This is a genomic window from Rothia sp. HMSC064D08 (assembly GCF_001809525.1).
Classification (GTDB): domain Bacteria; phylum Actinomycetota; class Actinomycetes; order Actinomycetales; family Micrococcaceae; genus Rothia; species Rothia dentocariosa.
Genome location: NZ_KV797895.1, coordinates 500,314 through 508,896 on the forward strand (window position 1 = coordinate 500,314; position 8,583 = coordinate 508,896).

The 8,583-nt window shown below is 57.2% G+C and carries 5 protein-coding genes; 3 read left to right on the forward strand and 2 right to left on the reverse strand.

The window, feature by feature from the left end:
- Positions 1–28: 28 nt before the first annotated feature.
- Positions 29–691 carry a potassium channel family protein gene (locus HMPREF2625_RS04470; RefSeq protein WP_004005437.1) on the reverse strand — a complete coding sequence of 221 codons (663 nt, stop codon included), beginning with the start codon at positions 689–691 and terminating at the stop codon, positions 29–31.
- On the reverse strand, positions 684–2,093 hold the full coding sequence (locus HMPREF2625_RS04475) for a TrkH family potassium uptake protein (RefSeq protein ID WP_070522662.1): 1,410 nt from the start codon (positions 2,091–2,093) through the stop codon (positions 684–686). Before HMPREF2625_RS04475 ends, HMPREF2625_RS04470 begins: the two co-directional genes overlap by 8 nt.
- 446 nt (positions 2,094–2,539) lie before the next feature.
- Here HMPREF2625_RS04475 and HMPREF2625_RS04480 point away from each other — a divergent pair, with 446 nt between their 5' ends.
- From HMPREF2625_RS04480 to HMPREF2625_RS10730, 3 genes are all read left to right on the forward strand, one after another.
- Positions 2,540–4,987 carry a metalloregulator ArsR/SmtB family transcription factor gene (locus HMPREF2625_RS04480; RefSeq protein ID WP_246826661.1) on the forward strand — a complete coding sequence of 816 codons (2,448 nt, stop codon included), beginning with the start codon at positions 2,540–2,542 and terminating at the stop codon, positions 4,985–4,987.
- A gap of 109 nt (positions 4,988–5,096) precedes the next feature.
- Positions 5,097–8,015, forward strand: coding sequence for an FCD domain-containing protein (locus HMPREF2625_RS04485; protein ID WP_070522223.1), 2,919 nt, complete (start codon positions 5,097–5,099; stop codon positions 8,013–8,015).
- A 311-nt stretch (positions 8,016–8,326) separates the two neighbouring features.
- Positions 8,327–8,425: a 30S ribosomal protein bS22 gene (locus HMPREF2625_RS10730; RefSeq protein ID WP_005504750.1), complete on the forward strand. Its 99-nt coding sequence runs from the start codon at positions 8,327–8,329 to the stop codon at positions 8,423–8,425.
- Positions 8,426–8,583 lie beyond the last annotated feature (158 nt).

An 8,583-nucleotide genomic window follows, 5' to 3' on the forward strand; every position in this document is an offset into this window, starting at 1 on the left:
TTTATGACGAAGAAGGGGAAGACAGAACCTACGGGCGGGCCGCGAAACGCTCGATCAGATCCACCTGCCCCGAGACAATCAGAATATCCCGGGAATGGATGCGCGTTGCCGCATCCGCGTAGGTAAACTCCTCGCCAGGAGACTTAATACCCACCACAGACACCCCGTATTTCGCGCGAATATCCGACTCCGCCAGGGTGAACCCGTGAGTTTCCTTTGGCGGGCGCATCTTAGCAATCGCGAAATCGTCGTCGAACTCGATATAGTCCAGCATGCGCCCCGACACCAGGTGCGCGGCGCGGCGGCCCGCATCCGCCTCCGGGTAGACCACATGATGCGCGCCAATACGCTCTAGAATCTTGCCGTGTGAGGGGGTGATCGCCTTCGCCCAGATACGCTCAACCCCCAGATCGACCAGATTCGCGGTAATCAGCACGGAAGCCTCAATCGAGGTACCCACACCCACAACCGCAGACCCGAAATCGCTCGCGCCCAACTGCCTGAGCGCGTCAATATCGCGAGCATCTGCCGAGACCACATGGGTGAGTACGCCCGTCCATTTCTGCGCAATCTCGGGGTCTTTCTCAATGGCGAGAACCTCTTTATTCTGGGCGTGAAGCTGGGCTGCGGTCGCCGAACCGAACCGTCCCAACCCAATAATCAGTACGGGGGCGTTATGGTTACTAGCCAATGACGGGCCTTTCTTCGGGGTACTTGTACAGGCGGCGGCGAGACCTCAGCGCCAAACCGGTGGCGGCGGTAATGGTGCCGATTCGCCCAATAAACATGAGCAGGGAAAGCACATAGATGCCAGAGGGCGGCAGTTCCGTGGAGAGCCCATTTGACAGCCCGCATGTTGCGTATGCGGAAATGACCTCAAAGAGCACGCGCGCGAGCGGCTGGTCTGTTATCGCCAACAGAACTCCGGTGCCCACGAGCACAATTCCGGTGCTCATCATCGTCACCGAAATGGCGATGCGCAGCGCCGACACCGGGATAGTGCGCCCGAAAGTCATCACAAATTGATCGCCGCGTGCCTCCGCAATAATTGCAAGCATAATCACGGCAATCGTGGTGACTTTCACACCGCCTGCGGTAGATGCTGAGCCGCCGCCAATAAACATGAGCACATCGGTTATGAGGCCGGTGACCGGACGGATATCGTTCATATCGACCAGGTTGAACCCGCCCGAGCGCGTCATGATGGAAGCGAAAATCGAGCTGAGAATTTTCTCACCCGCGCCGTAATTGCCGATAGTACGCGGATTTGCCCATTCGGCTATGCCCCAGAGCAGAGCACCCAGCACGAACAGGATGCTCGTGGTCGTCACCGTGAGTTTGGTCGTTAGAGTCCAGTCGCGGGGCCGGAAGGGTTTCTGCTGAATCGTCATCAGCACGGGGAACCCGAGTGCCCCCAAGAACACAGCGATACTCACGGGTGCGAGCACGAAAAAATCGTGCCCATAGGGTACTAAGCCATCGGAATGCGGGGTGAACCCGGCGTTATTAAAGGACGAAATAGCGTAGAAAATACCGTGCCACAGACTGGTGGGCAGATTCTCGCCAAGAAGCAAAAAACGCGGGGTAAGAACGAGGGCGATCGTCGATTCGATCCCGATTGAGGTATAAGCGACGGTACGAAGCACGCTGCCGACCTCACCGAGACGCCCGATACTGAGCTCTTCCTGCGCGATAAGTTTAGAGCGCAAACCCATTTTCCGCCCGATCGCCAGGGCAAGAAGCGAGGTCATGGTCAGCGCACCTAAACCACCAATCTGACAGGCGAGCAGAATCATAACCTGCCCGAATACTGACCACTGGGCCGCTGTTGAAACGGTCGTCAAACCGGTCACGGTCACCGCACTGGTGGCGGTGAAGAATGCATGGTGAAATGGCGCAGGTTCGCCCGTGACCGAAGAAATCGGCAGGCTCAACGTTACGGTGAAGAAAATGATCACCAGAAAGAAGGACGCGATAGCGGTTCGCGAGGGTGAAGAGAAAACAGTCGTATCAATAAGGTTGCGCAGCTTCTCGTAGCTTCGGATATCGAAGGGGTTGAAGCGGCGAGTAACCTCTTCCTGCTCATACATCATCGGCGATGTAGACGGAACCTTGCCGATAGCGGTGGAGATGCGACCCTCAGAAAAATCGCGCACCCGTTTGCGCTGATGCGCGCGCAGGCGACGTAGATAGCGTCCCACGGGTGCCTCCTTTCCGATCGTGCGCAGAGTTTGGGCGGGGTACGGTCTTGGTGGGGATGTTTAGCTTTCTCTAGTGTATCGCCCAGGCATGCAGCTGAGCGGAACATCATAGGTATTTCTAGGGATAATGTTGGAACGGTTGTTGTGGTGCATGCACTGTGTGGGCGTGTATATGCCATAAACGATATATAGCTAGAACGGAATATTATGAGCATTTGGTAATATACGCGGAAAGCTTAGCGAAAAACCGCGTAGTTTCGGGCTAGAACCCATAAAACAGGTATCGAGCATACGCCGAAATATGTCATAATCGCTATATGCAATCAGACGTTTTTTCAGTGATCGCGGCCCCCACCCGCCGCAATATCGTTCATCTTCTGGCTGAACAAACACGTACTGTTGGTGCCGTTGTTGAGCACTTGAACATGAGCCAACCCACTATCTCAAAGCACCTTAAGGTTCTACGTGAGGCACGGGCAGTCACCGTGCTGGTTGAGGGGCAGCGCCGCCTCTATTCGCTGAACCCTGAAGTATTTGACGAGATCACCGCCTGGGTTGCCGATATACAGGCGATTGCACACAGCACGAAGGAACAGCGGGAGTCGCAGATTAAACAGGCTTCCGTGATTGAGGTTGTCGATGTTGTCGAGTCCTCAGGCGATGACACCGCGAAAACCGAAAAAACTGAAAAGCCCAGCGCCGAGACCAAGACTGAGAAAACTGCGCACGCTGGCGAGTCTGATACCGACGAGCAGAAACAGCAAGATCAAGATACAGAGCAGCGCCCTAAAGCTACCGGTAAAACCACCGATGAAACCGCTGGTGAGGCTGCCACTGCCCATGCTCAAGATGTACAAGATCAAGATAAGACCTCGGATTCGGATGCGCCCGCCCAGCCCGTTGAATCCTCGTCTGTCGTTGAGCAGCCCGAGCCGACGCCTCAGGAACGTGTATCCAAGACCCTTTCGCAGCGCAAGCGTTTCGAGGCTTTCCCCGGTTCTACCGGTTCCGCGAACGTTGGCGTGAAGCCCGGAGCGAGCCCTGCGGGCGAGCGGGATGCTGAGAAGGCTTCCGGGCAGAAAGATCGCGATGAGCAGGGCGCTTCCCACGAGGCTGGCGCTCATGACTCGCACGCTGAGGGCGAATCGTCTGCTAAGAAGAAGACGACGACCGCCACGATTGCAAAACCCGCCATTTTTGATGAAGAGGCACGTTCTGCCGAGAGTTCGGTGACCTCCGGTCTGGGGCCGAAGACCTCGACTAAATCCGCCGCGCGCATCGTGTCAAAACCTGCCCAGCAGGCGGCCTCCGCGGCGTCGGAAGAGGGCACAGAAACCGCCGGAACCGTTGAGGAAAACGAATTTATTCCCATGCGTCCTTTCACGCCTTCGGGGTCTTCCTATCAGGAGAAACCGCAGCAGTCCTATGGGTATGACGACGGAATTGATGACGGTCAGCAGGGGTTCTCGCCCGAGGCTCGCGGCTTTGTTCCCCGGTCAAAATCGCAGGATAAGACCGCACAGGCAAAGCCTGAAGCAGTAAAGAGCGAGAAGACCGACGACAAGAGCGTGTCAGCTCAGAAGAACACTGAACCGCCTGTGAAGAGCACCGAGTCGGCTAAGGCTCCCGTGCGTTCTCAAGACGTGAAACAGCCTCACGTTGAAGCACAAACTCAAGAGCGCACGCACGTTTCAGGCCCTCAGCAGCCTGCCCAGCAATCCGAGGGCGCTAAGCCTGTAAAGTCGAGCTCCGCCGAGTCTAAACAGACCTCTCATGCCGCGAAGGCCGAAGCGCAAAAGCCTGTGAATGATGTTCACAAGAGCTCTCAGGCAAAGCCTCAGAAACCCGAATCACCTTCGCAGCAGGCTCAAACCGCCGCGAAAACAGAATCGACTCAGACACAATCGGTTCGTGAAGAGGCTTCTGCCCCGAAGCCGGGTTCGGAACGGGCGGCGCAGGCGCATACTGGAAAACCCGGTGCGGCAACCGAAGCGCACACGGGCTCTCAAGAAATCCCAGCCCAGGCTGCGAAACCCACCGAATCCCCGATACAGGCGGCTGCATCCGAGAAGAAACCCGAGGATAAGCCCGCCGAAACCACCGCGACCAACACACAAACCGCCGCCCAGCCCGGCACATCTTCTACCGTGAGCTACGGCATCGACACTGCCGAAAAGAGCACGGAAAATGGGGAACGTGCGGTACAGGGTACTGCGCAGAAACAGCAGGCCGAGAAGGGCCAGGGGAGCGCTGGCTCGCCTGAGACCAAGGAACCGGCAAAACCTGCAACGGTTAGGTCCGCTAAAGGTACGGCCTCCTCAGGCGCTGCAGCAAAAACTCAGGAGCCCGAGAAAAAGCCAGCGGCTCAGGTGGAAGAGTCATCGTCAACCGCTCAGGAACCGCAAAAATCGGGTGCTGAAACCCCAGCAGAAGCCGCCCCTGCCGCCGCACAGAATATGACGCAGGCACAATCCGAAGAGGCTAAGGCCGTGGAAGCTAAACTCGCCGAGAATGCGCCGGTCAAATCAGATTCCGTGACCTTCACAGCGGTGCTGCCCGTCGTCACCCCGGAAATGAGTTCCGTGCAGGGTGCCCGTCCTCAAGAGGACGAAGAGGCAGCCGACGCCTCTGACAAGACGAAGAGCGCGACGTCCGAAAAATCTGGTAAGAACGAGGAACTTCCGTACCAGACACAGACGGAATACACCTCAGCATTCGGCACTGCAGATACCCCGAAAGAACCCCCGCGCGGGCTGCTTTCACGCGTTTTCGGAAGGCGCCGGTAACATGGATATTTCACAGCATACGTCTCGTGGTGTTGTGCGGTATAGACCGCACGCGTGCACGACGGTTCTCATAGCATCCCACCTCTAACTCGTATAAACGGAGTTCTCATTGGCTATTCATCGCAAGATTCTGCGCTGGCTTGAGACCGAGCTTTTTGAAGGCAATATTCAGCTCGGTCAAAGCCTTCCTGACGATCAGCGGATTGCCCACGCCATCGGTGTGGGGCGTTCCCGAACCCGAGATGCACTCAAAACCCTTGAAGATATGGAACTGATGCGCCTGTACTCTGGGCGCGGCAAAGAGATCATTCCTTATCTCTATGAGGAACCGGCGGCTGCGGCCGCGGGGCCCATTCGTCTGCACATGTCTACATCGCGTTACCCAACCCGCGATATGCTGCAGACCCGCATCCTGCTTGAGAGCTGGGCGGTATCTAATATTGACCCCGACAAGGTCTCATTTGATGAGGTTGATGAGGCCCTTGAGACGCTCCAAGACGATACTCTGAGTATTGGTGAGTTTCTTGACCAGCTTTTGACCTTCCACCACCGGCTGGTGCGTTTGGCGGGTAACGAACTGGTCGTGGGCTTGCTGGTCGCGATCCGTCAGTCTTCCTTCGATTCACTGCTGTCGCTTATGGGACGTTTGCCGCTGTGGAGCAGCACGATGACGCGCATCCGGGTGGAAAACCGTGCCATTGTAGATGCTGTCAAAGACGGCGATGCCCGCACCGCGCGTGAACTGATTGCCCACCAGCTGCAAGAGCTATACTCCGAAGCTGGCATAGAGCTGGATCAGGCGGCAAATACCCCGAACGGTATGCCTGGTGACCCCTCTGAGGACGACGAGGAATTCCAGGAGGAGGAATACTCCGAGGAAAGCACTGATTCTTCTGAAGAGCCCGAAGCCGACGCTGACGTGGAAGAACACGAGGAAGCGGAACCAGAGCAGGATACCGACGAGAATATTCCCGAATCAGAATATAAGGCTGAGCAGGAGAAATCTCCGGCCGCGCAGCTTCCAAAAATTATTCGTGAAGGAACCACCGTTTCACGCCGTCGTCAAGGGCGTATGCGCGTGCCGACCCCGATGGCTGTGGGCTTCGAGGAAGACGAAGCTGGGGAAACCGCATCCGCCGAGAACACGGGTGATATTCCCACGGCTGACATTCCCGAGCAGCAGGAAACCGTCGAGAGCACCCACGAGTCTCCGATCGATCCCCTTGAGGAAACCGCGGCGCACGAACCCCAGCTTGAGAGCGTGCAGCCCGAATTTGAGGATGACGTTCTGCCGGTTGACGAGTCCAGTGAGTCTGCATCTGACGATGCACAGGACAAAGAGCCTGCTGAAGAGATAACGGCAGAAAAGGCTCCCGACAAGTCTGCTGACGGATCCGAAAAATCCAAGTCTTCGGAAGAGGCGCAGGGCAAATCGCAGGACGACTCTGCCTCTCACGAAGACTCGACCGAAAGCACCGAGGATAAAGACGCTGAAGAGATACCCGACGAACAAGAACCTGTTCGGGAAGTCTATGTCGAGAAGGCTCCGGTGGGTAAAATTTCCGCCGAAGAGCTTGTGGCGACCGGCCTTATTCCGTGGCGCACCATGGGACAGCAAGCCGAGAACGGAACCTCAACCCAGACCGAAGCTGAGGGGGAGGACGATGTTATTCGTGCGCCCCTGCGCCGGAACGTGCCGCCCGTGCGACCCGCGCAGTTCTCACCGCGCAAGTCCGAAAAGCCAGAGAAAGCGGAGAAGCCTGCGAGCGAGCGCATCAGCCTGATTCGCCGCGTTCGCCATTACTTCGGTCTTGATTTGCCGCATACCCAGGCGGTCAAGCTGGTTGAGGCGCAGGAGGCGGCCGAGCAGAAAGCCGCGGACAACGCGAAATTTGCGGCAGAACCTCCCAAGGTAGAGCCTAAGTCCGCTTCTGCTTCATCGCCTGAGGATGCCCCTGCCGCTGCCTCCGCCGAGACCTCCAAGTCTTCGGCGGTTGAGCAGGAGCGGGAAGCCTCCACAGAACCGAAGAAACCAGCGGCGGAGCCATCACCGGCGAAGGCGGCAGAGGCTCCCAAACCTGCTGAGGCTCCGAAACCCTCGAAGCCATCGAGCGATGCAACTTCTAAGAGTGCCGAGCCCGCGCCGGAGGCAGCACCATCGGATAAGACAGATTCGCAGACTGCTAAGCCTGCGGAAAAGCCCGCATCCGCCCCTGCACAGAGCGTAGATTCGGCGAAGCGCGAGAAACCCGCCGCAGAGACCCCTCAGACGGATTCTTCTGACTCTGTGAAGGCAGAACCTTCGGATGCGCCCGTCCAAAGGGCGGCGGCGAATGTCGAGTTGGAGGAAACTCCGGAAGAGATACGTTCTGAGCTACAGAGCGCGATTACTTTAGATGAGCCTTCGCCCGATTCGGTGCCGACCCCGACCGCTGAGCCCGTGGCAGTTAAACGCCCCAATCGCAAGGATTCAGATTCTCAGGCCCCGGCGAAGAACGTTTCGGTTGCGGCTGCAGCCATACCGCAGCCCGTTCCAGCGGTTGCCCGCCCAGAAACGGCTAATCTGAGCGGTGTTGATTCGACTCCGGTTGCTTCTGCGGTGAACGAAACTGAGAATAAGCCCGTGGATTCTCAACCCAAGCAGAAGGCTCAGGCAGATGCCGAGAAAACACCGGTAAAACCCGCCCCGTCGCCTTCGGAGATTGCCCAGGCATCAGCAAAACCGGCTTCGAAGAAACCCGAGACGAAAAAGCCTGCGCCCGTAGCAGGTAGCGCCTCAAAGTCTGCATCCGCTAACAAGAAGGCTCTGACTGCGGTAGACGCTAACGGTGCTCCGAATCCTTTTGAGGGCTTTGACGTCCTGGGAGCTGTCGAGCGGGCGCACGCAGCGGAAGCGGCTGCTGCTCAGAAGAAGCAGGCTAAGACGCAGGGATCCGCAAGCGAGGCTAAAAAACCGGCTCAGAACGGTACTTCTAAGGGCGCCAGTGCCCTCTCGAAGGGGAAGAAGAACCGTAAGAGGCGCCACTAGCGCTATCGCGCCACCATCTGGGGCGGCGGGAACTCGGGAGTATGCACCCGTGGTTCTCGCCGCCTCATGTATATCAGCTGCGGTGGAAAAGACATCGGGGGCGAGAGAAAACTCGCAAAATCGAAGGTTTTCTACCCTTCAAATGGTGAAAATAGGCTATTACCTTGTACCCTAGGAAGGTAGCGTTCTCAAAACGCCTGGGTACTGCTGTGCCTAAAATGCCTTTTAGAGCGTTTATACCGGTATAAACATACCCGGGTAGCTACCAAACCGGTTTGGTTTGGCCGGGTCTAGAAAAGTGAGGAAATCCTATGGGTTCCGTTATTAAGAAGCGCCGCAAGCGTATGTCCAAGAAGAAGCACCGTAAACTGCTTCGCAAGACTCGCCACCAGCGCCGCAATAAGAAGTAATTAAGGCTTCTGCGCCCCGCATCCAGCAGGTTCAACCGCAAGGATGCGGGGCGTTTTGCCTCTGGCGCACCAGTGCGTGAACCTAGATGTGGTGCTGTGACCTGTATATATTCCCGACCGAGCATATGTGCGAACAAGAATATAGAGCGGGGGGGGGG

Bases quoted from the DNA above. Each gene is read 5' to 3' on its own strand.
- HMPREF2625_RS04475 (WP_070522662.1), bottom strand. From the start codon at position 2,093: ATGATGTATGAGCAGGAAGAGGTTACTCGCCGCTTCAACCCCTTCGAT.
- HMPREF2625_RS10730 (WP_005504750.1), top strand. From the start codon at position 8,327: ATGGGTTCCGTTATTAAGAAGCGCCGCAAGCGTATGTCCAAGAAGAAG.